Annotated in this window: 20 protein-coding genes; 14 read left to right on the plus strand and 6 right to left on the minus strand. The window is 72.5% G+C overall.

The genetic code is table 11. The features are described from left to right. The first annotated feature begins 145 nt into the window (after positions 1 to 145). The 3 genes from glgX to ACSTA4_RS19150 all read left to right on the plus strand — a co-directional run bounded on the left by glgX (position 146) and on the right by ACSTA4_RS19150 (position 4,367). Positions 146 to 2,308, plus strand: a complete 2,163-nt coding sequence (glgX, locus tag ACSTA4_RS19140; RefSeq protein WP_444960467.1) for a glycogen debranching protein GlgX — start codon at positions 146 to 148, stop codon at positions 2,306 to 2,308. Positions 2,309 to 2,597: 289 nt separating this feature from the next. Further along, positions 2,598 to 3,407 (plus strand): dihydrofolate reductase family protein, encoded by an 810-nt coding sequence (locus ACSTA4_RS19145; RefSeq protein ID WP_444960468.1) that lies wholly within the window; start codon positions 2,598 to 2,600, stop codon positions 3,405 to 3,407. A gap of 174 nt (positions 3,408 to 3,581) precedes the next feature. After that, complete coding sequence (locus ACSTA4_RS19150) at positions 3,582 to 4,367, plus strand: GntR family transcriptional regulator (RefSeq protein WP_444960469.1); 786 nt, start codon at positions 3,582 to 3,584, stop codon at positions 4,365 to 4,367. 121 nt (positions 4,368 to 4,488) lie between these two features. On the opposite strand, the gene ACSTA4_RS19155 is transcribed toward ACSTA4_RS19150, so the two are convergent. Next, a complete protein-coding gene (locus tag ACSTA4_RS19155) occupies positions 4,489 to 4,920 on the minus strand; it encodes a hypothetical protein (protein ID WP_268742141.1) in 432 nt (143 codons plus the stop codon). Positions 4,921 to 5,125: 205 nt separating this feature from the next. On the opposite strand from ACSTA4_RS19155, the gene msrB reads away from it, so the two are divergent. The 3 genes from msrB (at position 5,126) to ACSTA4_RS19170 (ending at position 7,289) form a co-directional block, all read left to right on the plus strand. Beyond that, on the plus strand, positions 5,126 to 5,569 hold the full coding sequence (gene msrB, locus ACSTA4_RS19160) for a peptide-methionine (R)-S-oxide reductase MsrB (protein WP_248771118.1): 444 nt from the start codon (positions 5,126 to 5,128) through the stop codon (positions 5,567 to 5,569). A gap of 261 nt (positions 5,570 to 5,830) precedes the next feature. Next, positions 5,831 to 6,499: a phosphatidylserine decarboxylase gene (locus tag ACSTA4_RS19165; RefSeq protein WP_444960470.1), complete on the plus strand. Its 669-nt coding sequence runs from the start codon at positions 5,831 to 5,833 to the stop codon at positions 6,497 to 6,499. Further along, the gene (locus ACSTA4_RS19170; protein WP_444960471.1) at positions 6,486 to 7,289 is read left to right on the plus strand and encodes a CDP-alcohol phosphatidyltransferase family protein; all 804 of its coding nucleotides are present in this window, start codon (positions 6,486 to 6,488) and stop codon (positions 7,287 to 7,289) included. Before ACSTA4_RS19165 ends, ACSTA4_RS19170 begins: the two co-directional genes overlap by 14 nt. A gap of 102 nt (positions 7,290 to 7,391) precedes the next feature. Here ACSTA4_RS19170 and hemQ read toward each other — a convergent pair whose 3' ends face one another. Both hemQ and hemG read right to left on the minus strand, forming a co-directional pair. Further along, on the minus strand, positions 7,392 to 8,102 hold the full coding sequence (hemQ, locus tag ACSTA4_RS19175; protein WP_444960472.1) for a hydrogen peroxide-dependent heme synthase: 711 nt from the start codon (positions 8,100 to 8,102) through the stop codon (positions 7,392 to 7,394). Beyond that, entirely contained in the window at positions 8,099 to 9,565 is a 1,467-nt protein-coding gene (hemG, locus tag ACSTA4_RS19180) for a protoporphyrinogen oxidase (protein ID WP_444960473.1), read from the minus strand. Before hemG ends, hemQ begins: the two co-directional genes overlap by 4 nt. 194 nt (positions 9,566 to 9,759) lie before the next feature. On the opposite strand from hemG, the gene ACSTA4_RS19185 reads away from it, so the two are divergent. After that, positions 9,760 to 10,863: a DUF4349 domain-containing protein gene (locus ACSTA4_RS19185; RefSeq protein WP_444960474.1), complete on the plus strand. Its 1,104-nt coding sequence runs from the start codon at positions 9,760 to 9,762 to the stop codon at positions 10,861 to 10,863. A 314-nt stretch (positions 10,864 to 11,177) separates the two neighbouring features. On the opposite strand, the gene hemE is transcribed toward ACSTA4_RS19185, so the two are convergent. Next, positions 11,178 to 12,203 (minus strand): uroporphyrinogen decarboxylase, encoded by a 1,026-nt coding sequence (hemE, locus tag ACSTA4_RS19190; protein ID WP_268742687.1) that lies wholly within the window; start codon positions 12,201 to 12,203, stop codon positions 11,178 to 11,180. Positions 12,204 to 12,510: 307 nt separating this feature from the next. Between hemE and ACSTA4_RS19195 the strand changes: the two genes are divergently transcribed. The 3 genes from ACSTA4_RS19195 to ACSTA4_RS19205 all read left to right on the plus strand — a co-directional run bounded on the left by ACSTA4_RS19195 (position 12,511) and on the right by ACSTA4_RS19205 (position 15,667). Then, entirely contained in the window at positions 12,511 to 13,086 is a 576-nt protein-coding gene (locus ACSTA4_RS19195) for a DUF3000 domain-containing protein (RefSeq protein ID WP_047868339.1), read from the plus strand. Positions 13,087 to 13,175: 89 nt separating this feature from the next. Next, positions 13,176 to 14,429 (plus strand): HRDC domain-containing protein, encoded by a 1,254-nt coding sequence (locus ACSTA4_RS19200; RefSeq protein WP_444964212.1) that lies wholly within the window; start codon positions 13,176 to 13,178, stop codon positions 14,427 to 14,429. Between the two features lie 200 nt (positions 14,430 to 14,629). Then, positions 14,630 to 15,667: a tetratricopeptide repeat protein gene (locus ACSTA4_RS19205; RefSeq protein ID WP_444964213.1), complete on the plus strand. Its 1,038-nt coding sequence runs from the start codon at positions 14,630 to 14,632 to the stop codon at positions 15,665 to 15,667. Positions 15,668 to 15,857: 190 nt separating this feature from the next. Here the strand turns inward: ACSTA4_RS19205 and ACSTA4_RS19210 are convergent, their stop codons facing one another. Further along, entirely contained in the window at positions 15,858 to 17,630 is a 1,773-nt protein-coding gene (locus ACSTA4_RS19210) for an ABC transporter ATP-binding protein (protein ID WP_444960475.1), read from the minus strand. A gap of 258 nt (positions 17,631 to 17,888) precedes the next feature. Between ACSTA4_RS19210 and ACSTA4_RS19215 the strand changes: the two genes are divergently transcribed. Both ACSTA4_RS19215 and ACSTA4_RS19220 read left to right on the plus strand, forming a co-directional pair. Then, complete coding sequence (locus ACSTA4_RS19215) at positions 17,889 to 19,088, plus strand: thiolase family protein (RefSeq protein ID WP_444960476.1); 1,200 nt, start codon at positions 17,889 to 17,891, stop codon at positions 19,086 to 19,088. Beyond that, a complete protein-coding gene (locus tag ACSTA4_RS19220; RefSeq protein WP_444960477.1) occupies positions 19,085 to 21,178 on the plus strand; it encodes a 3-hydroxyacyl-CoA dehydrogenase NAD-binding domain-containing protein in 2,094 nt (697 codons plus the stop codon). The genes ACSTA4_RS19215 and ACSTA4_RS19220 overlap by 4 nt, the downstream gene beginning before the upstream one ends. Before the next feature lie 83 nt (positions 21,179 to 21,261). On the opposite strand, the gene ACSTA4_RS19225 is transcribed toward ACSTA4_RS19220, so the two are convergent. Next, entirely contained in the window at positions 21,262 to 21,561 is a 300-nt protein-coding gene (locus ACSTA4_RS19225; protein WP_444960478.1) for a YrhK family protein, read from the minus strand. Between the two features lie 128 nt (positions 21,562 to 21,689). On the opposite strand from ACSTA4_RS19225, the gene ACSTA4_RS19230 reads away from it, so the two are divergent. Continuing rightward, entirely contained in the window at positions 21,690 to 22,550 is an 861-nt protein-coding gene (locus ACSTA4_RS19230) for a hypothetical protein (protein ID WP_444960479.1), read from the plus strand. After that, complete coding sequence (locus ACSTA4_RS19235) at positions 22,547 to 22,765, plus strand: hypothetical protein (RefSeq protein WP_444960480.1); 219 nt, start codon at positions 22,547 to 22,549, stop codon at positions 22,763 to 22,765. Before ACSTA4_RS19230 ends, ACSTA4_RS19235 begins: the two co-directional genes overlap by 4 nt. Positions 22,766 to 23,025 lie beyond the last annotated feature (260 nt).

Raw genomic sequence — 23,025 nt, forward strand, 5'->3', positions numbered from 1 at the left:
AGCGGAACAAAGAAGTCGTCACAGACCACGACCGCCTGCCTTCGGACGGGGAGCGGGCCCGCGCAGACCCTCCGGGAAGGCCGGAGGCGCGCGGGTCCGAAGCGCCCCTTCCGAAGGCCCTGATACCAAGAGACTGACGACGCCTATGGTGGAAGTCTGGCCAGGTAGCTCCTATCCGCTCGGTGCGACCTACGACGGGTCCGGCACCAATTTCTCCCTGTTCTCCGAGGCCGCCGAACAGGTGGACCTGTGCCTGTTCGACGACGACGGCGAGGAGACGCGTATACCGCTGACCGAGTACGACGGTTTCGTCTGGCACGGTTACCTTCCCGGCGTCGGGCCGGGACAGCAGTACGGGTACCGCGTCCACGGGCCCTACGCCCCGGAGCAGGGGCTGCGATGCAATCCGAACAAACTGCTCACCGACCCCTACGCGAAGGCGCTGAACGGCAACCTCACCTGGCACGAATCCCTGTTCAGCTACCACTTCGCCGCGCCGGAGCGCAGGAACACCAAGGACAGCGCGCCCTACGTGCCCAAGTGCGTGGTGGTCAGCCCGTTCTTCGACTGGGGCAACGAGTCCCGGCCCCGTACGCCCTACCACCGCACGGTGATCTACGAGACGCACGTACGCGGGCTCACCATGCGCCACCCGGGCATCCCCGAACACCAGCGGGGCACCTACTCGGGGCTGGCCCACCCGGTGATGATCGACTACCTCACCTCGCTGGGGGTGACGGCGGTCGAGCTCATGCCCGTGCACCACTTCGTGCCCGAGCACGCCATGGTGGCCCGGGGACTGACCAACTACTGGGGGTACAACACCCTGGCCTTCCTGGCCCCGCACAGCGGGTACGCGGCGCGCGGCTCGCGCGGGCAGCAGGTCCAGGAGTTCAAGGCGATGGTCAAGTCGCTGCACGAGGCGGGCATCGAGGTGCTGCTCGACGTGGTGTACAACCACACCGCCGAGGGCGACCACATGGGGCCCACGCTGTCGCTGCGCGGCATCGACAACCTCAGCTACTACCGGGTCAGCGACGAGGACCAGCGCTACTACCTCGACTACACCGGCTGCGGCAACAGCCTGAACGTGCGCCATCCGCACTCGTTGCAGCTGATCATGGACTCGCTGCGGTACTGGGTCCTGGAGATGCACGTGGACGGGTTCCGCTTCGACCTCGCCTCGGCCCTGGCCCGCGAGTTCCACGACGTGGACCGGCTGAGCACGTTCTTCGACATCGTCCAGCAGGACCCGGTGATCTCGCAGGTCAAGCTGATCGCCGAACCCTGGGACGTGGGCCCGGGCGGCTACCAGGTGGGCAACTTCCCACCGCTGTGGACCGAGTGGAACGGCAAGTACCGCGACACCGTGCGCGACTACTGGCGGGGCGAGCCCGTGGTGGGCGAGCTGGCCTCGCGCCTGGCCGGGTCCAGCGACCTGTACCAGGACGACGGCCGCCGTCCGGTGGCCTCCATCAACTTCATCACCTGCCACGACGGCTTCACCATGGCCGACCTGGTGTCCTACGACCACAAGCACAACGAGGCCAACGGCGAGGACAACCGGGACGGCACCGACGACAACCGGTCCTGGAACCACGGTGTGGAGGGGCCCACCGAGGACCCCGAGATCATCACGCTGCGCCGCCGCCAGGTGCGCAACTTCCTCACCACCCTGTACCTGTCGCAGGGGGTGGTGATGCTCTCCCACGGTGACGAGGTGGGACGCACCCAGAACGGCAACAACAACGCCTACTGCCAGGACAACGAGATCGCCTGGATCGACTGGAAGGGCGCAGGGCTCGGCGAGGACGAGGAGCCCGACAACGACCTGCTGGACTACGTGCGCGGGCTGGCGCGGCTGCGCCGCGACCACCCGGTGTTCCGGCGCCGCCGGTTCTTCCGGGGCAGCCCGGTGGGCGGCGCCAAGGCCGGGAAGAGGGGGCTGCCCGACATCGTGTGGCTGCGCCCGAACGGAAAGAAGATGACCGGCGACGACTGGAACTCCACGGGCCAGGCCCTGGGCGTGTTCCTCAACGGGGACGCCATCACCGAGCCCGACCCGCGCGGTCGGCGGATCCGGGACAGTTCGTTCCTGCTGCTGCTCAACAGCGGCCCGGAGACGGTGGACTTCACCGTTCCGGGCACCGAGTACGGCATGGCCTGGGAGACCGTGCTGGACACCGCCGAGCCCGACGTGGAGGGACGGCCGTTCGTGGCGGCCTCCGGTCCGGTGCGGGTGATCGACCGGGCGCTGCTGCTGCTGCGCCGGGTGTCGCACAAGCACACGCCGTCCTCCCGGTCCTGAGGGGTTCGGGCGCACGGGCCCCGGAAGCTCCCCGGTGGGCGCTGCCGGGGCCCGTCGGCGTGGACGGCTGGTGGAACGCGAAGACGCACGAGGACACCAACGGGGGCAACGGAAAAGCCGGTTCGGCCGGGGCCCGCCGCCGCGCACGCGGCGTCCCGGTTGTCCACAGGAAAAGATCCGCTCTGGCGGTGGCACGGCGCGTTGGAGATGCTGGATGAAAAAGGCTGGGCAGGGGGGCTCGCGCCCCCCTTCTCGGGGTGCCCCGGGCCACCGCCTACTCTGGGTGACCATGTCGAGTACACACACCGGCGCGGACGCCCCCGCCGCCCCCATCGCGTTCCGGCAGCTGCTGCCCGTCCCCGGCGGCGCGGACGCGGACCCGGCCGCCGCCTACGCCTACCCCGCCGACCTGGACCGCCCCTGGGTGCGCGCCAACATGGTGGCCAGCGCCGACGGAGGCGCCGTGGGCCCCTCGGGGCGCAGCAGGGACCTGTCCTCGGCGCCCGACCGCAGGATCATGGGCGCGCTGCGCGCCCTGTGCGACGTGGTGCTGGTGGGCGCGGCCACGGCGCGCGTGGAGGGGTACGGGCCGGTCCGCGTCCGCAGGGCGTGGGAGGGGTTGCGCGAGGGACGGGCGCCGACACCGGCCGTGGCGGTGGTCTCCCGCTCCCTCGACCTGCCCGCCGGCCTGCTCACCGAGGCGCCGCCGCACGCGCGCACCCTGGTGTTCACCACGGGCGGCGCCCCCGCGGACCGGCGCCGCGAGGTGGCCGCACGCGCCGACCTGGTGGTGGTCGAGGGGGACTCGGTGACGCCCGCGCACATCGTGGACGCCCTGGCCGAGCGCGGGCTGCACCGCGTGCTGACCGAGGGCGGCCCGCACCTGCTGGCGGAGTTCGTGGCGGCGGGGCTGCTGGACGAGCTGTGCCTGACCCTGAGCCCGCACCTGCTGGGGGCGGGGCCGCCGCGCATCGTGGCGGGAGGGCCGGGGGCTCCCGGAGCGCCGGAGCCCGCCACCGGCGCGCGGAGCACGCCCGTGCGGATGGCGCACCTGCTGGAGGCGGAGGGGAGCCTGTTCGCGCGTTACGTCAGGGAATAGGGCGTCCGCGGAGGACACACGGGTAACCGCTCGGTTTCGGCCGCCCCACAAACACGCATGAACCATCCCGCAACCGGACATACCCGAGGTGTGCCCTCCACTGGAAACACCGCTGCTGGAACCAGGACACACCGCATTGACGGGGCTTACCGGCTTGGCCCCCCGGCCGAGAGGATGAACGTGGTGCCGACGTCCGAAAACGGATCCCCTCCGGTCTATCGCGGAATAGCCGAGGAACTACGCGAACAGATCCGCTCCGGACGGTACGCCGACGGCGACCGCCTGCCCGGGGAGAACACCCTCATGGAACGCCACGGCGTCGCACGGGCCACCGCGAGGCAGGCGCTCTCCGTACTGATCAACGAGGGCCTGGCCGTGGCCGTGCGCGGCTCGGGCATCTACGTCCGCCTGTTCCGGCCCCTGCGAAGACACGGCGCCCGGCGGCTGTCCCAGGACCTGTGGGGTAGCGGGCGCGCGATCTGGCAGGTCGACAGCGAGGACCGCGGGTACGAGGTGGACAGCCTGCGCGTGGACGAGTCGGCGCCCGCCGCGCACGTGGCGCGCGCGCTGGGTCTGGCCGAGGGGGCCGGGGTGGTGCGGCGCTCGCGCCGCTACCTCGTGGACGGGCGTCCGGTGCAGCAGGCCGTCTCGCACCTGCCCCTGGCCGTGCTGGGGGACGGCGGGGAGCCGTCGGCCCGGCGCGTGCGCGACTACGACAGCGGGCCGGGGGGCATCTACGCGCGCCTGGCCGAACTGGGGCACGCCCCGGCGCACTTCACCGAGGAGATCCGGGTGCGCATGCCCACCCCCGAGGAGAACGAGGTCCTGGAACTCGCCCCCGGGACCCCGGTGCTGGAGGTGGCGCGCACCGCGCTGACCGCCGACCACCGGCCGGTGGAGTTCAACGAGATCACCATGGACGGCTCCGCCTACGTCCTGCGGTACGACTTCGACGCCTGAGCCGGGTCCTCGTCCCCGCTCGCGCGGCCCGCCCGTTCCCGGGGCCGCGACGCGCGCCCCCGAGCCCCGGAAACGGGGGGAGGGACGCCGCTCCGGCGCCCCTCCCCCTCTCGGACCGACTTCAGCGACCGCCTCGTCTGGAGGCGAACACCAGGTACGCCAACGGCAGGAGGACGAGTCCCACCGCCAGTGCACCGGCGGCGGCGAAGGGCAGGGAGTCCGACGCGGTCATGGCCCACCGCGCCATGCCGAACCCCAGGACGAGCGCGACCGCCAGCGCGCACACGGCGACGGCCGCGGCGGCGAACAGCAGCGTGCGTTCGCTCCAGGGTTCGGGCCGGGCGCGGTCGGCCCGTACGACCGTGGAGCGGACGCTGAGCTCGGCGGCCCAGCGAAGCTCACGGCCGGTGGTGGCCGCCCCGTCTGCGACGGTCCTCACCAGGGACCGCGCTCCCGCGGTGTTCTGGTCGAGCCACCACAGTCCGTATCGAATCCTGCCCACGCGCAGCGGTCGCCTGCTTACTCCGAGTGCCTGATGCGTTGTAACGGTCATGTCACCTGCCTCAAGTGCACCGTTCGACCACTGACCCTGGCTACAGCCGTACCCTCGCCTTTGGCTACCGAACGCCGTATAGGCGGAAGTTAGGAGGATCTGGCCGTTTGGGACGGTTTTCCTGTCCCAAATGTCATATGTGAGTGTTTGCGGCACGAAGGGTGCTGAGGCGGCATCCGGAGCCGATTCGGGGTAGCGTCGTCCCATGGCTGACTCAGCGGACCAGGCCCAGGACAACGGCAGCGGGCCCAAGGACATCCCCCGGACCGACCAGGAATGGCGCGAACGGCTCAACTCCCAGGAGTACGCGGTACTGCGCCAGGCCGCCACCGAGCGCCCGTGGACCGGGGAGTACGTGGACACCAAGACCGCCGGGGTCTACCGCTGCCGCGGCTGCGGCGCCGAGCTGTTCCGTTCCGGCGAGAAGTTCGAGTCCCACTGCGGATGGCCCAGCTTCTACGACCCGGCCGACTCCGACGCGGTGGTCCTGCACGAGGACCGCTCCCTGGGCATGGTGCGCACCGAGGTGCGGTGCGCCGCGTGCGACTCACACCTGGGCCACGTCTTCCACGGCGAGGGGTACGCCACCCCCACCGACGACCGGTACTGCATCAACTCCGTCGCCCTCACCCTGGAGCCGACCGAGTAGGTTGCCGTACGATCCTGGTGCCGGACGGCGGGACCGGGACCGCCCGAGGACGGCGGCGCGCACCCGCGACCCGTTCTCGGCGGAATCAGGAATAATCGCATCCAGCGCACCAACGGCCGGTCCCCCGACGGCCCGCGGGGCGCGGCGCGCAGGGCCGGTCACATCCGAACCCTCCGCCAGCCGGCCCGGGAGCCCCGGGCCGACCCCCGCAGCGGCAACCGATGTGCGGGCGAACCGACAGACCCGCGACGAAAGCGCTCGATGACCGACGACTCACCATTCTCATCCGTCTCCCACCGCCCCGCGGCGCGCCCGCGCCTGGGCATGGCACAGGGTTCGGCCCCGTGGCTGCTGCCCGCCCTGGGAGCCGCCGGAGCCGCAGTCCTGGCCGCACGGGGCTCGCGGGCCCGCACGGCGCTCGCCGTCCCGGTGGTCGCGCTCGCGGCGGGGATGACCTGGTTCTTCCGCGACCCCGAGCGCGGCCCAGCGACCGGCCGGGTGCTGTCCGCGGCGGACGGCGTCGTGCAGAGCCTCGACCTCCAGCCCGACGGGCGGACCAGGGTCGCGGTGTTCATGAACCCCCTCAACGTGCACGTCAACCGTGCCCCCCTCGCCGGCGTGGTGACAGGCGTCGAGCACCGACCCGGCGGCTTCCACCCCGCATTCGACAAGGACAGCGAGCGTAATGAGCGCGTCATCTGGACCCTTGAAACCGAGATCGGTGCGATCACGGTCGTTCAAATCGCCGGCGCGATGGTCAGGCGTATCGTCCCGTATCTCGCTGCGGGGCAGAAGGTCGAGCAAGGGGAGAGGATCGGTCTCATCCGGTTCGGGTCCAGGGTCGACGTCTACCTTCCGGCCGGGATCGCCCCGGCGGTGGAGGTCGGCCAGAAGGTCCGTGCCGGAGAAACCCGCCTTGACGCCGACTGAGAACGCCCTGGCGGCCGACGGGGCCGCCTCCCCCGTTCCGCAGGAGGCTCCCAGGCTGCGCCTGGGCGTGGCCGACTACCTGACGCTCGGCAACGCCCTGTGCGGCTTCCTGGCGGTGTGGGCGCTGGTGGTGGCCCAGTCCGCGCAGGAGGCGGCCGGGATCGCCGGGCCGCTGCCGCGCACGGCCATGGCCACGGTCGTGGGCCTGATGCTGGTCGCGGCCGCCCTGGACGTGCTCGACGGGCGGGTCGCCCGCAAGCTGGGCGGCAGCGGCATGGGCGCGGAGCTGGACAACCTGGCCGACGTGATCAGCTTCGGGTTCGCGCCCGCGTTCTTCTTCGTCGTGTGGGGCATGCGGACCGAGGGCCCGGACCTGCTGCCGGTCGCGGCGGGCGGCGCCGTGCTGCTCGCGGTCATCGTGCGCCTGGCCCGGTTCTCCTGCCAGGCCCCGGGCTCCAGCTACTTCACCGGGCTGCCGTGCCCGTTCGGCGCCATGGCCGTGGTGACGGTGGTCCTGCTGGACCCGCCGCTGATGGCGGGGGTGACGGCGGTGCTGCTCATCTCCTGGCTGATGGTGAGCCGGATGGAGTACCCCAAGCCGCGCGGGCGCAAGGCCCACGCGGTGCTGGGCATCCTGGCCGTCGGGGTCGCCCTCATGGCCGCGTGGGGCATGGGCCTGCCCGCGGGACAGACGCTCATCTACCTGATGAGCGCCGCCGTGCTGGGCTTCATCGTCACCATCCCGTTCTACGTCCTGGCCGTGCGGCGGGCCTCCGCGGCGCAGGACTGACGCACACGCGCGGGGGCGCCCCGGGGAAGGAGATCCTTCCCCGGGGCGCCCCCGTTCGCGCCGTGGCCGTGCCCCGCCCCGGACGGAGGCGGGCCGCTCTCCCTACGGCAGGGACTCGACCAGCTCGGCGACGCTCTTGCGGCGACCGGTGTAGAACGGCACCTCCTCGCGGGTGTGCAGGCGGGCCTTGGCGCCGCGCAGGTGGCGCATCAGGTCCACGATGCGGTGCAGGTCGTCGGCCTCGAAGGCGAGCAGCCACTCGTAGTCGTTGAGCCCGAACGAGGACACCGTGTTGGCGCGCACGTCCGGGTAGGGGGCGGCCATGCGGCCGTGCTCGGCGAGCATCGCGCGGCGCTCGTCGTCGGGCAGCAGGTACCACTCGTAGGAGCGCACGAACGGGTACACGCACAGGTGCTCGCGCGGCTCCTCCCCCGCCAGGAAGGCGGGCACGTGGCCGCGGTTGAACTCGGCGGGGCGGTGCAGGCCCACGACCGACCACACCGGGGTGCTCACCCGGCCGATCCGCGTGCGGCGGAAGGCCGTGTAGATGCCCTGGACCTGCTCGGGGGAGTCGGCCACCCACCAGAACATGATGTCGGCGTCGGCGCGGAAGCCCTGGACGTCGTAGCTGCCGCGGGTGGTCACACCCTGCTCGGCGGCCTTGTCCAGGAGCGTGGCCAGTTCGTCGGCCGCGGCGGCGCGGTCGATCCCGTCCAGGGCCTCGACCTTGAAGACCGACCACATGGTGTAGCGGATGAGGGAGTTGAGGTCGCTGCCGTCCTGCTCGACGGCTTCGTTGTGCTGGCCCGTCACGGGTTGACTCCTTGCTGGTTCGTTCCGGCGGCCTCGTCGCCGCTGGTGGGACTGTTGGTCGTGAGGGCGCCCGCCAAGAGCTCCGCCTGTCGGCGGGCGTCGGCGACGCAGGCGGGGATGCCCACGCCGCCGTAGACCGCGCCGCACACCCCCAGGCCGGGGCTGCGGGCGACGTCGGCGCGCACGCGCTCGACGAGGGAGGCGTGGCCGACGGCGTACTGGGGCAGGCCGTCGGTCCACCGGGTGACCCGGGTCTGCACCGGCGCCCCGGCCATGCCGGTGACCGTGGCCAGGTCGCGCACGGCGGCCGCGGCCAGCTCCTCGTCGGAGCGCTCCAGGACCCGCTCCTCGCCGAAGCGCCCGATGGAGCAGCGCAGCACCACCAGGTCGTCGCCGGGGTTGGCCGCGGCCAACTCCTCGGCGATCCAGGGCCACTTGTTGCTGGAGAAGGTGGCGGCCTTGACGGTCAGCCCCTCCCCCGCCGGGACGAGGAAGCCCGTGCCGGTGAGCGGCTCGGGGAAGGCGGACGCGGGCAGGGCCATGGTCACCAGGGCCATGCTGGCGTACTCGACGCCGCCGAGGTCGCGGGAGGCGCCGGGGGCGTGCTCGGAGAGCAGGCGGGCCGCCTCGGGGGCGGGGCAGGCGAGCAGGACGCCGTCGCAGGCAATGCGTTCGTTGCTGTCCAGGCGCACCCGCCAGCCCTCGGGCAGGCGCTCCAGGGCGCGCACCCGTGAGCCCACGCGCAGGCTGTCGGCGTGGCGCTCGGCGAGCGCGCCGACGAGTCCGGCCACGCCGCCGCGCAGGGAGGCGAACACCGGCCCGGCCTTGGTGGGCGCCGCCCCCCGGCCGCGCAGGCTGGTGCGCACGGCGTGCATCAGGGAGCGGTCGCGGCGGGCCATGGGCGCGATCTGCGGCAGCGTGGACTCCAGGGAGAGCCGGTCGGCGCGGCCCGCGTACACGCCGCCCAGGAGGGGCTCGACGAGGCGGTCGACGACCTCCGGGCCCATGCGGGCCCCGACGTAGTCGGCGACGGACACGTCGCCGCGCACCGGTGTGCGCGGGAGCACGAGGTCGAGTCCGGCGCGCAGGGTCCCTGCCCCGGAGAGCACCCCGCTGCGGGCGAGCGCGCGCAGGTCGCCGGGCACGCCCATGAGCTGCCCCTTGGGCAGGGGGCGCACCCGTCCGCGGCTGTAGACGGCGGCGGCGCCGGGCCCGGGGTGCACCACCCGCTCGTCCAGGCCCAGCTCGGAGAACAGGTCCAGCGCCTCGGGGCGGCGGGCGAGCACCGCCTCGGCGCCAGCGTCCACGGACACCCCCGCCACCGGTGAGGCGCGCAGCTTGCCCCCGGGGGCGTCGGAGGCCTCCACCACGGTGACGGCGGCGCCCAGACCACGGAGGCGGTGCGCGGCGGTGAGTCCGGAGACCCCGCCCCCGACCACGACGACGTGCGGTGCTTCAGGCATACCCCCAGCTTCCCAGATGACCTGGGTCACCGTGATCCGCCTTCCCCCGCGACACCCCGTGATTCGCGTCGCGCCCGCGGCGGGTCCGCGCGGCGCTCCGGGGGTCCGGGGCGGCCCCGCCGCCGCACACCGCCGTTGCGCGGTCGTTACCGCGGCGCCGCAACGGGCGCGCGGCGGCGTACGTCGAAGCGGGCATGGTTACCTCAGCCCTCCCCCCGGCCCGGCGTGTCGCCGGGACCGTGCTCTCCGTGGGCCTGGCGGCCCTGCTGGCCACGTCCTGCGCCTCCCCCATGTCCGACGGCGGCGCCGGGGCCGTCAACGAGTCCGCGGCCGTGGCCCCCGAGTCCGGTGACCGGGCCCTGCCCGAGGGGCAGGCGGGTCCGCAGGGGGCCGCCGAGGAGGGCGGCGGCTCGGCCGTCGGCTCCGAGGTGGAGATCGGCGACCGGGAGCTGGTCCACACCGCCGATCTGTCGGTACGGGTCGAGGACGTGTCCGAGGCGGTCGGGCTCGCCAAGGAGCTGACCCTCGACGCGGGCGGCTACGTCGCCTCGGAGCGGGTGTCCACCCCCCAGGGCGGCTCCCCCGAGGGGTCGCTGACGCTGCGCATCCCGGGCGAGGACTACGAGGGCGCTCTGGAGGAGCTGTCGCGGTTGGGCGACCGCTCCAACCTGGAGCGGTCGGTGCAGGACGTCACCGAGGAGGTGGCCGACGTCGAGAGCCGCATCGAGTCCTCCGAGACCGCCCTGGAGACGCTGCGCGGCTACCTGGAGGAGGCCGAGAACGTCGACGAGCTACTGCGGGTGGAGGGCGAGATCCAGAACCGCCAGGCGGAGCTGGAGGCCTTCCAGGCGCGGCTGGAGACGCTGCGCAACCAGACGGCGTACTCGACGGTGAACCTGACCCTGCTGCCCCCGGAGACCTACCTGGAGGAGCCCTCGGAGGACTCCATCGGGTTCCTCGGCGGCCTGGAGCGCGGCTGGCGCGCCCTGGTGACCTTCGGCCAGGGCGTGGCCGTGGTCGCGGGCTGGCTGCTGCCGTTCCTGGCGGTGGCCGCCGTGCTGGGCGCATGGCCGCTGTGGTGGTACCGCTCGCGTCGGCGCGCGTCCGCCAAGGGCGCGAAGGACGCGAAGGGCGCCTCCTCCGCGGGCGGGCCCGGGACCGGCTCCGCGAAGGGCGCCGCCCCGGTGGGCACCGCGTCCGACCGCCCGGCCTCCGGCGCCGCCGACGACAGCGCGAAGGGCCAGGGCCCCGGCGCGTCCTCCGGGTCCGGCGGGAGGCCGCCCGAGGATAGGGAGTGAACCCGCGCCGACGGCGCCCGGCCCCGCGTGTCGGGGCCGGGCGGGCCCGGGGTCCGTCTTCGAACCGGCCTCAGCCACTGGGGGGTCGGTTCGGGTGCCCACGGGGTTCTGGAGGTGTCGGAGGTGGGACTGCGAGGAACGAGCCGTCTCACCGGAGACACCGAAGGTTCCCGTTCTCCGGGCACCCGAACAGCGAAAGTGCTGCGCTTCGCGTCCGTTGAGGGCGGTAGCCCGCCCCGCCGCGCAGCGCCCCTGCGGGCGATGGCGGGCGACGGGCGGGCCGAAGCGAAGCGGAGGTCCCAAGAGAACACTGCCTAGACGGCGGTCTCCTCGTGCACGAACTCGGTGAGCCGCTGGAGCATGTCCGGGTCGGTGCTGGGCAGCACGCCGTGGCCCAGGTTGAAGACGTGGCCGTCGGCGGCGCGGCCCCGGGACAGGATGTCGCGGGTGCGCTCGGCGACGACCTCCCAGGGCGCGAACAGGGTGGCCGGGTCGAGGTTGCCCTGGAGGGCGGTGCCGGGCTGGACTCGCTGGACCGCCTTGTCCAGCGGCACGCGCCAGTCCACGCCCACGACGTCGGCCCCGGCCTCGCTGAGCAGGCTGAGCAGTTCGCCGGTGCCCACGCCGAAGTGGATGCGCGGCACCTCGTGCTGGGCGAGCTGGCCGAAGATCCACGAGGTGTAGGGCAGCACCGAGGCGCGGTAGTCCTCCGCGCTCAGGGCGCCCACCCAGGAGTCGAAGAGCTGGACGGCGCTGGCGCCCGCCTCGATCTGGGTGCGCAGGAAGCCCAGGGCGATCGTGGCCAGGCGGCGCATCAGCTCGTCCCACAGCTCGGGCTCGCCGTACATGAGCGCCTTGGTGTGCTCGTGGTTCTTGGAGGGGCCGCCCTCGATGAGGTACGAGGCCAGGGTGAACGGCGCGCCCGCGAAACCGATGAGGGGCTTGTCGCCCAGCTCGCCGACCAGCTGGCCCACGGCCTCGGTGATGTAGGGCACGTCGCCGGGTTCGAGCTCGCGCAGCCGCTTGACGCCGGTCGCGTCGCGGATCGGGTCGGCGACCACGGGGCCGACGCCGGGCTTGATGTCGAGGTCGATGCCGATGGCCTTGAGCGGCACGACGATGTCGCTGAAGAAGATCGCGGCGTCGACGTCGTAGCGGCGCACCGGCTGCATCGTGATCTCGGTGATCATGTCGGGGCGCGCGCAGGCCTCAAGCATCGGCACGTCGGCGCGGACCCGTCGGTACTCGGGCAGGGAGCGCCCCGCCTGGCGCATGAACCACACCGGGGTGTGGGACACGGGAAGGCGTCGGCAGGCGCGGAGGAAAGGAGAATCTTGCAGGGTCACCCCTCGATCGTGCCATGCCCCGCCCGGTGCTCCCACTCGGATCGCCGAACCCGTACGCGCCCGTGTGCGCACCGGCGGCGGGGGCCGGGGAGGGCGCGAACCGGCACCGTCGGCGACCGGCCGGTCCCAAGATCATCACAAAACGCCGACACGCCGGGCGAACTCCGACTCGCGGCCCGTGACTCATGCCACGGTCTTTGACGTGCCCACCGTTCCGCCTCCGGCGGGGAGGCGGAGCACGTCCGCACGCCCCCGCCCAGACGTGATCGATCACCCCAGAATGAAGGCTGACGTTCCCACCATGCCCGATGTCGGTAGCGCCGAGGACGCACACGAGACGTTCCGGCGAGCGGTCGAGGCCCTGCGCTCACCCCTCCTGCGACCCGAGATCACCGTCCGGGAGATCCCCGCCCCCCAGCGGTTGGCCCCCCACTCCGCCGCGGTCTCGGCCGAGGTGACCGTCCACGGAGAGGAGGTCGCCTGGGGCAGACTCATCGTCCTGTACGACCCCGAGGGCACCCGCGACTGGCCGGGACCCTTCCGGGTGGTCTGCCAGGCCAACTCCGAACTGGAGTCGGAGATCGCGACCGACCCGCTGCTCGGACCGGTCGCCTGGAGCTGGCTGACCGACGCCCTGGACGCGTGCGGCGCCACGCACCACACGCTGAGCGGCACGGTCACCCGTGCCACCACCGAGGGCTTCGGCACCAAGGCGGACCAGGGCGCCACCACTGAGGTGGAGATGCGCGCCTCCTGGACTCCGGAGTCCGACGACCTGTCCGGGCACGTCCAGGCGTGGACGGCGCTGCTGGCCTCGGCCGCGGGGCTGCCGCCGCTGGACGTCACCGACATCACCGGAAAGCGCTCCCGGCCCTGACCGCCGGCCCCTGTGTCCCCGGGGCCCGCGGCCGGTCCGAATCCGCGTCCGGTGGCGACAGCGCATACCGTAGTGGTGTGGCGAACGCGTTGAACTCCAAGACAGAACCCCGCGAACCAGGCAACGACGACGACGCCGAGAGGGCCCCCCTTCTCCGGGAACCCCGCGAGGGCCTGCCCGAGGTCACCTCCGACGCCGACGCGCTGGCCGGTGTGGTCGCCGCGCTCTCCGCCGGGAGCGGCCCCGTCGCGGTGGACGCCGAACGCGCCTCCGGCTACCGGTACGGGCAGCGCGCCTACCTGGTCCAGCTGCGCCGCGAGGGAGCGGGGTCGGCGCTGATCGACCCCATCGCCTGTCCGGACCTGAGCGCGCTCAACGAAGCCGTGGGCGGGGCCGAGGTGGTGCTGCACGCCGCGCACCAGGACCTGCCCTGCCTGACCGAGGTCAACCTGCGCCCCCGGAGCCTGTTCGACACCGAACTGGCCGGGCGGCTGCTGGGCTATCAGCGGGTCGGCCTGGGGTTCATGGTGGAGCGGCTGCTCCACCTGCGGCTGGCCAAGGAGCACTCGGCCGTGGACTGGTCCCAGCGCCCGCTGCCGGAGGACTGGCTGCGCTACGCGGCGCTGGACGTGGAGATCCTCATCGACCTGCGGGACTCCCTGGAGGTCGAGCTGGAGGAGACCGGCAAGCTGGAGTGGGCGCGCGAGGAGTTCGCCGCGGTCCTGTCCGCGCCGCCCAAGGAACCGCGCGCCGATCCCTGGCGGCGCACCTCGGGCATCCACCGGGTGCGCAACCAGCGCGCCCTGGCCGCCGTGCGCGAGCTCTGGTACGAGCGCGACCGCATCGCCCAGGAGCGGGACATCTCGCCCGGCCGGGTACTGCCGGACGCGGCGATCGTGGAGGCGGCCACCGCCATGCCGCGCTCCACCACCGAGCTGGCCAAGATCCGGCAGTTCGGCATCAAGCTGGCGCGGCGCTACCTGACCACGTGGATCAAGGCGGTCAACCGGGCGCGCGACATGCCGCAGGCGGAGCTGCCCCGGCCCAACGCGCCGGGCGACGGCCCTCCGCCGGTGAACCGGTGGGGCGACCGGGCGCCGGAGGCGGCGCGGCGGCTGGAGGCGGCCCGGGCCACGGTCACGGGGATCGCCGAGGACGTCGTCATGCCGACCGAGAACCTGCTGCTGCCGGACACGGTGCGCCGTCTGGCGTGGGCGCCGCCGAGGGCGGTGGACCCCGACGCGGTGGGCGCGTTCCTGCGTGAGCGCGGAGCCCGTGAGTGGCAGGTCACCCTGACCGCGGAACCCCTGGCCACAGCGTTGCGGACAGCCGATCAGGCGTAGCGTTTTACCCCGTTCTGACACGATCAACCCAGGAGTGAGCGAACTCACCGTGCCCTCAGGGCGTTTGGTGCCTGTTCCGTAGCCCGGTGTCCGATTAAGTTATAGAAACGTGCCCTGGCGATTTCGGGGTACGGGTTGTCCAACGGGTGTTACGCCGCAGGCCTGGGGCCGCGGTGCGCGATCAGGGGAATGTGGTGATTGTGCTGTCGTTCTGGCGTGCGTTGCTGCGCGAGACCGGACTCAAGGGCGCGACCAGGACCCGGTCCGCCGATACCACCGTGCCCGCGCGTGCGGAGCAACCCGTGGAGAAGCCGACGGAGCGAACGACCGAGCGCCCGACCGGGGTCTCCGTGCCGAGCCCCGCGTCGGCGAGCGGTGCGCCCACCGAGCCGCTGGCCCTGACCGGGGCGCGCGAGGAGGCGGCGCGGACGGCCTCCGGGGTGGTCCAGGCCCCCGCCCCCACTGCCGGGATGCGGGCCGCCTCCCTGGAGCGGACGCTGCGTTCGCTGGTGGAGCGGCTGGGCACCGAGCACCCGGACACGATCACCGCGCGCAACAACCTGGCGACCAAGTACGCGCAGATGGGGCGCCGTCAGGCCGCGGTGCAGCAGTTCGAGCTGACCCTGGCCGAGGCGGTGGCGGTCTTCGGCGAGGAGCACCCGCGCACCGAGATCATCCGCGAGAACCTGGCCTGGGCCTACGAGGACGCCGGCCGTCCGGCGGACGCCGCGGGGCAGTGGGAGATGCTGCTGCGCGAGCGCGAGCGCCAGTTCGGCTCGGCCGACGAGGACACCGTGGAGGCGCGCATGCGCCTGGCGGTCTGCTACCGGCGCAGCGGCCGCCTGGACGCGGCCGTGGTGCACTACGAGCGGGCCATCGAGGACGTGGCCTCGACCGAGCGCCGTGAGGAGCTGCGGCTGGGGCTGAGCGCGGCGCAGAGCATGTCCGGGCGCTACGAGGACGCGATCGGGCAGCTGCGGATGGTGCTGGCCGGGCGGCGGCGCCGCCTGGGCAAGGGCCACCTGGACACCCTGACGGTGCACCACCGCCTGGGCCGCGCCTACACGCAGGCGGGACGCTCCGACGAGGCGGTGGAGGTGCTGCGCGACGCCTACCGGGTGGCGCTGAACTCCTCCGGCGACCCGGAGGTGCGGCGGCTGACGCTGCGGCTGCGCCGCGACCTGGCGGGCGCCTACAACGCCGCGGGCCGGTACCGCGAGGCCAACGCGCTGCTGTGAGCGGCCGCGCCCTCCCGGGCGCGGCCTTCCTCCGGCGGGGACACCGCGCCGAAGGGGACCGCTGGGGGTGTCCCACTCCCGCGCAGCGGTCTGCGGGCGGCGGCGGGAGGGGCGGCGCGCGCGGAGCGCCTGATCCGGCGAGGCGGCCTTCGGGGGGCCGGGGTCGCGCGACCCCGGCCCCCCGGCGTGTTCAAGGTGCCTCGGCGGTGAGCAGCTGCCCGGCGGCGAGGTCGCGGTAGAGGTAGTCGGCGGCCACCAGCTCCTCGTGGGTGCCCACGGCGCGCACCCGTCCGGCGTCCATGACCACGATCCGGTCGGCGCTGGTGACCGTGGACAGCCGGTGCGCCACGACGATGACGTTGGTGTGGCGGGCCGCGTCCAGCATGACCTCCTTGAGGGCCCTCTCGTTGGCGGCGTCCAGTTGGGAGGTCGCCTCGTCCATGAGCAGCAGCCGGGGGCCGCGCAGCAGGGCGCGGGCGATGGCCACCCGCTGGCGCTCCCCTCCGGAGACCGTCACGCCCCGGTGGCCGATCGCGCTGTCCAGCCCGTCGGGCAGGCGGGCCACCAGGTCCCCCAGGCGGGCGCGGAGCACGGTCCGGGCCAGCTCCTCCTCGGTGGCCTCCGGGGCGGCCATGAGCAGGTTCTCGCGCAGGGTGCCGTCCAGGACCGGGGCGTCCTGCTCCACGTAGCCGATCTGGGCGCGCAGCGCCGCCAGCGGCCACGCGCGCACGTCGGTCCCGTCCAGGAGCACCCGGCCGGAGGTGGTGTCGTAGAACCGCTCCACCAGGGAGAAAACCGTGGTCTTGCCCGCTCCGGAGGGGCCTACCAGGGCGGTCAGACCGGCCCCGGTGGCCTCGAAGCTCACGCCGTGGTGCACCGGCGCCAGGTCGGGGTGGTAGCGGAAGGCCACGTCCTCGAAGACGACCGAGGCGGGGCGGCCGGGGTCCGCCTCGGGGGCGGCGCCCTCCCCGAGGTCCTCCTGAGCCAGTTCGGCGACCTCGTCCACGCGCCGCACGGCCGCCAGGCCGGTCTGGAGTTCGGTGGCCGAGCTGACCAGGGTGCTGATCGGCTCCATGAGGTAGAAGAGCAGGAGCAGGAAGGCGATCAGGGAGGAGACGGGCAGTTCCCCCGCGGCCACGCGTCCCCCGCCGACGGCGAGGATGGCCAGGAAGGCGACGTTGACCGCCAGCGAGGCGGTGGTGCCCGACACGGCCGTCCACCCGGCCACCGCCACGCCCCTGCGCCAGGACTCGACCGCGGCGGCGTCCAGGCGGGCGGTCTCGGCCTCCTCCGCCGAGGAGGCCTTGACGGTGCGGAACGCGCCGAAGATCCGCTCCAGGTGCGAACCCATCTCGCCGAGCGCGGCCTGGGCCGCCTGGGTGGCGGTGCCGATCCGGGGGAGGATCACGCCCATGACCAGGCCGACCATGACGATCATCGCGGCGGCCAGCAGGAACAGGAGGCCGTCGAGGACGGCCATGACCACGACGCCGCCCACCAGCAGCACCGAGCCGGTGAACAGGTTGGTGATGCCGCTGGTGGCGACCGTGCGCAGCAGTGTGGTGTCCGCGGTCAGGCGGGCCACCAGGTCGCCGGGCTTGAGGCGGTCGACCTCGGCCACGCGCAGCCGGACCAGTCGGCCGACCAGGCCCCGGCGCACGCCGAGCACGACGCTCTGGCCGGTGCGCTCCAGCAGGAAGGCGCCCAGGGCGCCGATGAGGGCACCGATGAGGATGACGGCGGTCAGGGCCAGGACCGGCCCGAGGATGGGCTCCCCCGCGCCGAGGGCGTCGATGACGTACTTGGCCAGGAGGGGCTGGGACAGGCTGGTGAGGCCGCCCAGGAAGGTGAGCGCCCCGCCCAGGACGAGCACCCGCCAGTGGGGGCGGGCGTACCCCCACAGGCGGCGCGGGGACGCCTTGGGCGCGGTCTCGGTGTTCGCGGCGCGGTCGGCGTCGCGCACGCCCGGATCTGACACGTGGGCCCCCGATGTCGTCGCACGGCGCCTTCGCGCCGCCCGCTGTGGTTCGCTGTGTTCGGTGATGGAACGTCCGATCAGCCAACCGCGCGCCGGGCGGGCCGTGCCACCGCCGAAAGTCGGGGATCGCCCCTGACTTACGCCCCTGACCGAAGTCGGGGGTCCGCTGCTCGCAGAAGTTGTTACTGACGAGTAGCATGGTGGTCGACGAGTCCATCCACCCTTGGAGAAGGAGGGGCCATCGTGCCGCGAACTGCCCGCGATGTCGTGTTTGTCGACGGGGTCCGCACCCCGTTCGGCAAGTCAGGCAAGGGCCTCTACGCCGAGACGCGCGCCGACGACCTCGTCGTACGCGTGATCCGCGAACTGATGCGCCGCAACCCGGGACTGCCCCCCGAGCGCGTCGACGAGGTCGCCATCGCCGCCACCACCCAGATCGGCGACCAGGGCCTGACGATCGGGCGCAGCGCCGCGATCCTCGCCGGGCTGCCCCGCAGCGTCCCCGGCTACGCCATCGACCGCATGTGCGCCGGTGCGCTCACGGCCGTCACCACCTCCGGCGCGGGCATCGCCTTCGGCGCCTACGACGTGGTCATCGCGGGCGGCGTCGAGCACATGGGCCGCCACCCCATGGGCGAGGGCGTGGACCCCAACCCGCGCTTCCTCTCCGAGAAGCTCGTGGACCCGTCCGCGCTGGTCATGGGCAACACCGCCGAGAACCTGCACGACCGCTACCCCTCCATCACCAAGGAGCGGGCCGACGCCTACGCGGTGCGCAGCCAGGAGAAGGTCGCCAAGGCCTACGCCGACGGCCGGATCCAGCCCGACCTGGTCGAGGTCCTGGTCCGCTCCCTGGAGAAGGGCTACGGCCTGGCCACCCAGGACGAGCCGCCCCGGCCCGGCACCACGATGGAGTCGCTGGCCTCCCTCAAGACCCCGTTCCGCGCGCACGGCAACGTGACGCCCGGCAACGCCGCCGGTCTCAACGACGGCGCCACCGGCGCGATCCTGGCCGCCGAGGACGTGGCCGAGGAGCTGGGGCTGGGCGCCAGGATGCGCCTGGTCGACTTCTCCTTCGCCGGTGTGGAGCCCGAGGTCATGGGTGTGGGCCCGGTCCCGGCCACCGAGAAGCTGTTCGCCCGCCAGGGCATCTCGATGGACGACGTCGGCCTGATCGAGATCAACGAGGCCTTCGCCGTGCAGGTGCTGGCCTTCCTGGAGCACTTCGGCCTCGCCGACGACGACGCCCGCGTCAACCCCTGGGGCGGCGCGATCGCCCTCGGCCACCCGCTGGCCTCCTCGGGCGTGCGCCTGATGATGCAGCTCGCGCGCCAGTTCGCCGAGCGCCCCGACGTCCGCTACGGCCTGACCACCATGTGCGTCGGCATGGGCATGGGCGGGACCGTCCTGTGGGAGAACACCAACTACGAGGGGGGCAAGTGAGCACCGTCATCGACGAGGCACGGGAGCTGTTCAGCGACGAGGTCGTCACCAACGCCCTCTCCCGCGACATCGAACTCCCCTACGGCGCGGGCACCGCGGTCCTGATCACCCTGGACAACGGGCACGACCACACCAAGCCCAACACCTTCGGCCCCGGCGGGCTGCTCAGCCTGGACGCGGCGATCGAGGCGGCCAGGGCGCGCACCGACATCGTCGCCGTGGCCGTCACCGGCAAGCCGTTCATCTTCGCCGTGGGCGCGGACCTGACCGGTGTGCCCGCCCTCCAGAACCGCGAGCAGGCGCACGCCATCGGCAAGCTGGGCCACGACGTGTTCCGCAAGCTCGGCGAGCTGGACGTGCCCACCTTCGCGCTGGTCAACGGCGCGGCCATGGGCGGCGGCGTCGAGGTGGCGCTGCACTGCACCTACCGCACCATCTCCTCGGGCGTCCCGGCGCTGTCGCTGCCGGAGACCTTCCTGGGCCTGGTACCCGGCTGGGGCGGCACCTACCTGCTGCCGAACCTGATCGGCGCCGAGAAGGCCCTCAAGGTCATCATCGACAACCCGCTCGCCCAGAACAAGGTGCTCAAGGGCACGCAGGCCTTCGAGATGGGCATCGCCGACGCGATGTTCGAGCCCGCCGACTTCGTCGAGGAGTCGCTGCGCTGGGCCGCCGGGGTCCTCAAGGGCGACGTCGTGGTCGAGCGCCCCGAGGTCGACAGGGGCGAGGCCTGGGACAACGCGGTCAACATGGCCCGGTTCACCGTCGAGGGCAAGCTGCACGGCGCCGCCCCGGCCCCGGCCCGCGCGGTCGAGCTGGTCGCACAGGCGAAGACCCGCACGCGCGACGAGGGCTTCGCGGCCGAGGACGACGCGCTGGCCGACCTGATCATGAGCGACGAGCTCAGGGCGGGCCTGTACGCGTTCGACCTGGTGCAGAAGCGCGCCAAGCGCCCCGCGGGAGCCCCGGACAAGTCGCTGGCCCGCAAGGTCACCAAGGTCGGCGTCGTCGGCGCCGGACTGATGGCCGGGCAGCTGGCGCTGCTGTTCGCCCGCCGCCTGGACGTTCCGGTCGTCATGACCGACCTGGACCAGGAGCGCCTGGACAAGGGCGTGGCCTACGTGCACGGCGAGGTGGACAAGCTCCTGAGGAAGGGCCGGGTCAACAGCGACAAGGCCAACCACCTCAAGGCCCTGGTGAGCGGTTCCCTGACCAAGGACGCCTTCTCCGACGCCGACTTCGTCATCGAGGCCGTGTTCGAGAAGATGGAGGTCAAGCAGCAGGTGTTCGCCGAGGTGGAGGCCGTGGTCTCCCCCGAGGCGATCCTGGCCACCAACACCTCCTCGCTGTCGATCACCGAAATGGCGTCCAAGCTCCGCCACCCCGAGCGGGTCGTGGGCTTCCACTTCTTCAACCCGGTCGCGGTCCTGCCGCTGCTGGAGATCGTCCGCGGCGAGGCGACCGACGAGGCCTCCCTGGCCACGGCCTTCGCCACCGCCAAGAAGCTGAAGAAGACCGCGGTGCTGTGCAAGGACGCCCCGGCGTTCGTGGTCAACCGCCTGCTCACCCTGTTCATGGGCGAGGTCCTGGGCGCCGTCGGCGAGGGCACCGAGCCCGAGAAGGCCGACCGCGCGGTGGCGCCCCTGGGCCTGCCGATGTCGCCGCTGCTGCTGCTCCAGCTGGTGGGCCCGGCGGTCGCGCTGCACGTGTCCGAGACCCTGCACGAGGCCTTCCCCGAGCGCTTCGCGGTCTCCGCCGAGCTGGCCGAGATCGTCAAGGCGGGCAAGACGGCGATCTACGCCCCCGACTTCAGCATCGACCCCGAGGTCCGCGCGCTGCTCGTGGGCGGCGACAAGCCGTCCGAGGAGAGCGAGATCCTGGACCGGGCGCTGCGCGCGCTGGCCCGGGAGATCCGGATCATGCTGGACGAGGGCGTCGTGGCCGAGGCCGCCGACATCGACCTGTGCCTGATCACCGGCGCGGGCTGGCCGTTCCACACCGGCGGCATCACCCCCTACCTGGACAAGGTCGGGGTGTCGGAGGCCGTGAACGGCAAGCGGTTCCACGAGGGCGACCCGAAGGCGTTCTAGCCTTCGCGAAACCCCGCGGCGGGCCCGGCACCGGATGCCGGGCCCGCCGTCGCGTGTCCGGGAGGCCCCGCCCGTCCGGCCGGTCAGAAGTCCTGGGAGGACTCCTCACCGGTCGAGCCGGGGCTGGAGGAGCGCACGCGCCGGATGTGCAGCTGCCTGCTCAGCCGGATCACCGGGCGGATCAGCAGCTCGACGCTGCCGACGAGGAAGCACCAGGTGCCCGCGGTGGTCCAGGCCTCGGAGAAGAACATGATGCTTCCGGCGATGAACCACAGGGCGATGAGGATGTCGTTGACGATGCTCGCGGTCTCGTAGCGGCGCCGGACGACGAGTTCGTCGTGCCCCACGTGCAGGACCAGGGGTCTGCTCTGCTTCTCGGACATGTCCGGCCCTCCCCGCGGGGTCGTCTCGGCACCGCGTCTTCCCCTGCCCGAAGTGGGCGAACGCGAAAAGTCACCACATAACGACTACTCGTACATACTTGCTGATAACCCTGTGTAACGTCTGCCTCGTGGCAATATCCGCTGAACACCAGATCTACTCCGAGTTGTTCGCCGACGCACCGGACACGGCCGTCGGCTTCCTGCGCGGCCTCGGCGTGGACGTACCCGACTACGACCGCAGCGAGGTCACCTCGTGCGACCTCGGCCACGTCGATCCCGTCGAGCGCCGATCGGACGTCGCGATCATGCTGCGCGGCCCCGGCCCGAAGGACCCCTTCGACAAGCTGATGGGCATCGTCGTGGAGGTCCAGCGCGACGAGAAGGAGCGCAAACGCTTCACCTGGCCCGAGTACGTGGCCTCGCTGCGCTCACGACACGAGTGCCCGGTCGTCCTGCTGACCATCTGCCCGAAACAGTCCGTGGCGGACTGGTACGCCGAACCGATTCACCTCGGCCATCCGGGTTTCGTCCTGCGTCCCCTGGTGGTGGGGCCGTCCGGGATTCCGGTCATCACCGATCCCGGGGAGGTGGAGCGGCACCCGTCCCTGGGCGTGCTGTCCGCCGCCGCGCACGGCGGTCAGGACATGGACGTGCTGAAAGCCCTGCACACCGGCCTCGATGCGATCGACCGGGAAAAGGCTACGAAGTACATTGGATTCACGTTGAACCTGCTGGCGAAGACCGAAGGCCAGGCCGCCCTGGAGGAACTCATGATGACGGACACGTACGAGTACAGCAGCGCCTGGACCGAGAGCCTCAAGGCCGAAGGAGAAGCCAAGGCCATCCTCCGGTTCCTCTCCGCACGCGGTGTCGACGTACCCGAGGAAGCACGCGAGCGCATCAGCGCATGCCGCGACCACGAGGAGCTCGACACCTGGCTCGACCGAGCCGCCACCATCACCCATATCGACGAACTCTTCGCCGAGTGATGGCTGAAACCTACGGGTACAGCAGCGCCTGGACCGAGAGCCTCAAGGCCGAAGGACGAGCCGAAAACATCCTCCGGCTGCTCACTCGACGCGGAATCGATATCCCCGAGGAAGCACGCGAGCACATCAGCGCATGCCGCGACCACGACCAGCTCGACACCTGGCTCGACCGGACCATCAGCGTCAACCACATCGACGAACTCTTCGCCGAGTGACCCGAGAACCGTGACGGGCCCAGCGTCCCCCCGGACGCCGGGCCCGTCCCTCGTGCTCAGCGGCGCGCGGAGGCCCGCACCGCGCCCGCCGGGAGCATGCCGTACTGCCGGTACCACGCCCGGGCAGCACGACCGCGACCCGGGTGGACCCGGCGCGGTCGGTGTCGCGGACCAAGGCGACGACCTCCTGGTCCAGGCTGAGCAGCAGGCGCACGATGCCGCCGCCGAGGAGGCCGGTCGTTCCGCTCACCGCGGACCTG

The organism is Nocardiopsis sp. M1B1, assembly GCF_052466615.1.

Bases quoted from the DNA above. Each gene is read 5' to 3' on its own strand.
- ACSTA4_RS19145 (WP_444960468.1), top strand. From the start codon at position 2,598: ATGTCGAGTACACACACCGGCGCGGACGCCCCCGCCGCCCCCATCGCG.
- ACSTA4_RS19225 (WP_444960478.1), bottom strand. From the start codon at position 21,561: ATGTCCGAGAAGCAGAGCAGACCCCTGGTCCTGCACGTGGGGCACGAC.
- ACSTA4_RS19195 (WP_047868339.1), top strand. From the start codon at position 12,511: ATGCCCGATGTCGGTAGCGCCGAGGACGCACACGAGACGTTCCGGCGA.
- msrB (WP_248771118.1), top strand. From the start codon at position 5,126: ATGGCTGACTCAGCGGACCAGGCCCAGGACAACGGCAGCGGGCCCAAG.
- ACSTA4_RS19165 (WP_444960470.1), top strand. From the start codon at position 5,831: ATGACCGACGACTCACCATTCTCATCCGTCTCCCACCGCCCCGCGGCG.
- ACSTA4_RS19185 (WP_444960474.1), top strand. From the start codon at position 9,760: ATGGTTACCTCAGCCCTCCCCCCGGCCCGGCGTGTCGCCGGGACCGTG.
- hemG (WP_444960473.1), bottom strand. From the start codon at position 9,565: ATGCCTGAAGCACCGCACGTCGTCGTGGTCGGGGGCGGGGTCTCCGGA.
- glgX (WP_444960467.1), top strand. From the start codon at position 146: ATGGTGGAAGTCTGGCCAGGTAGCTCCTATCCGCTCGGTGCGACCTAC.
- ACSTA4_RS19155 (WP_268742141.1), bottom strand. From the start codon at position 4,920: ATGACCGTTACAACGCATCAGGCACTCGGAGTAAGCAGGCGACCGCTG.
- ACSTA4_RS19150 (WP_444960469.1), top strand. From the start codon at position 3,582: ATGAACGTGGTGCCGACGTCCGAAAACGGATCCCCTCCGGTCTATCGC.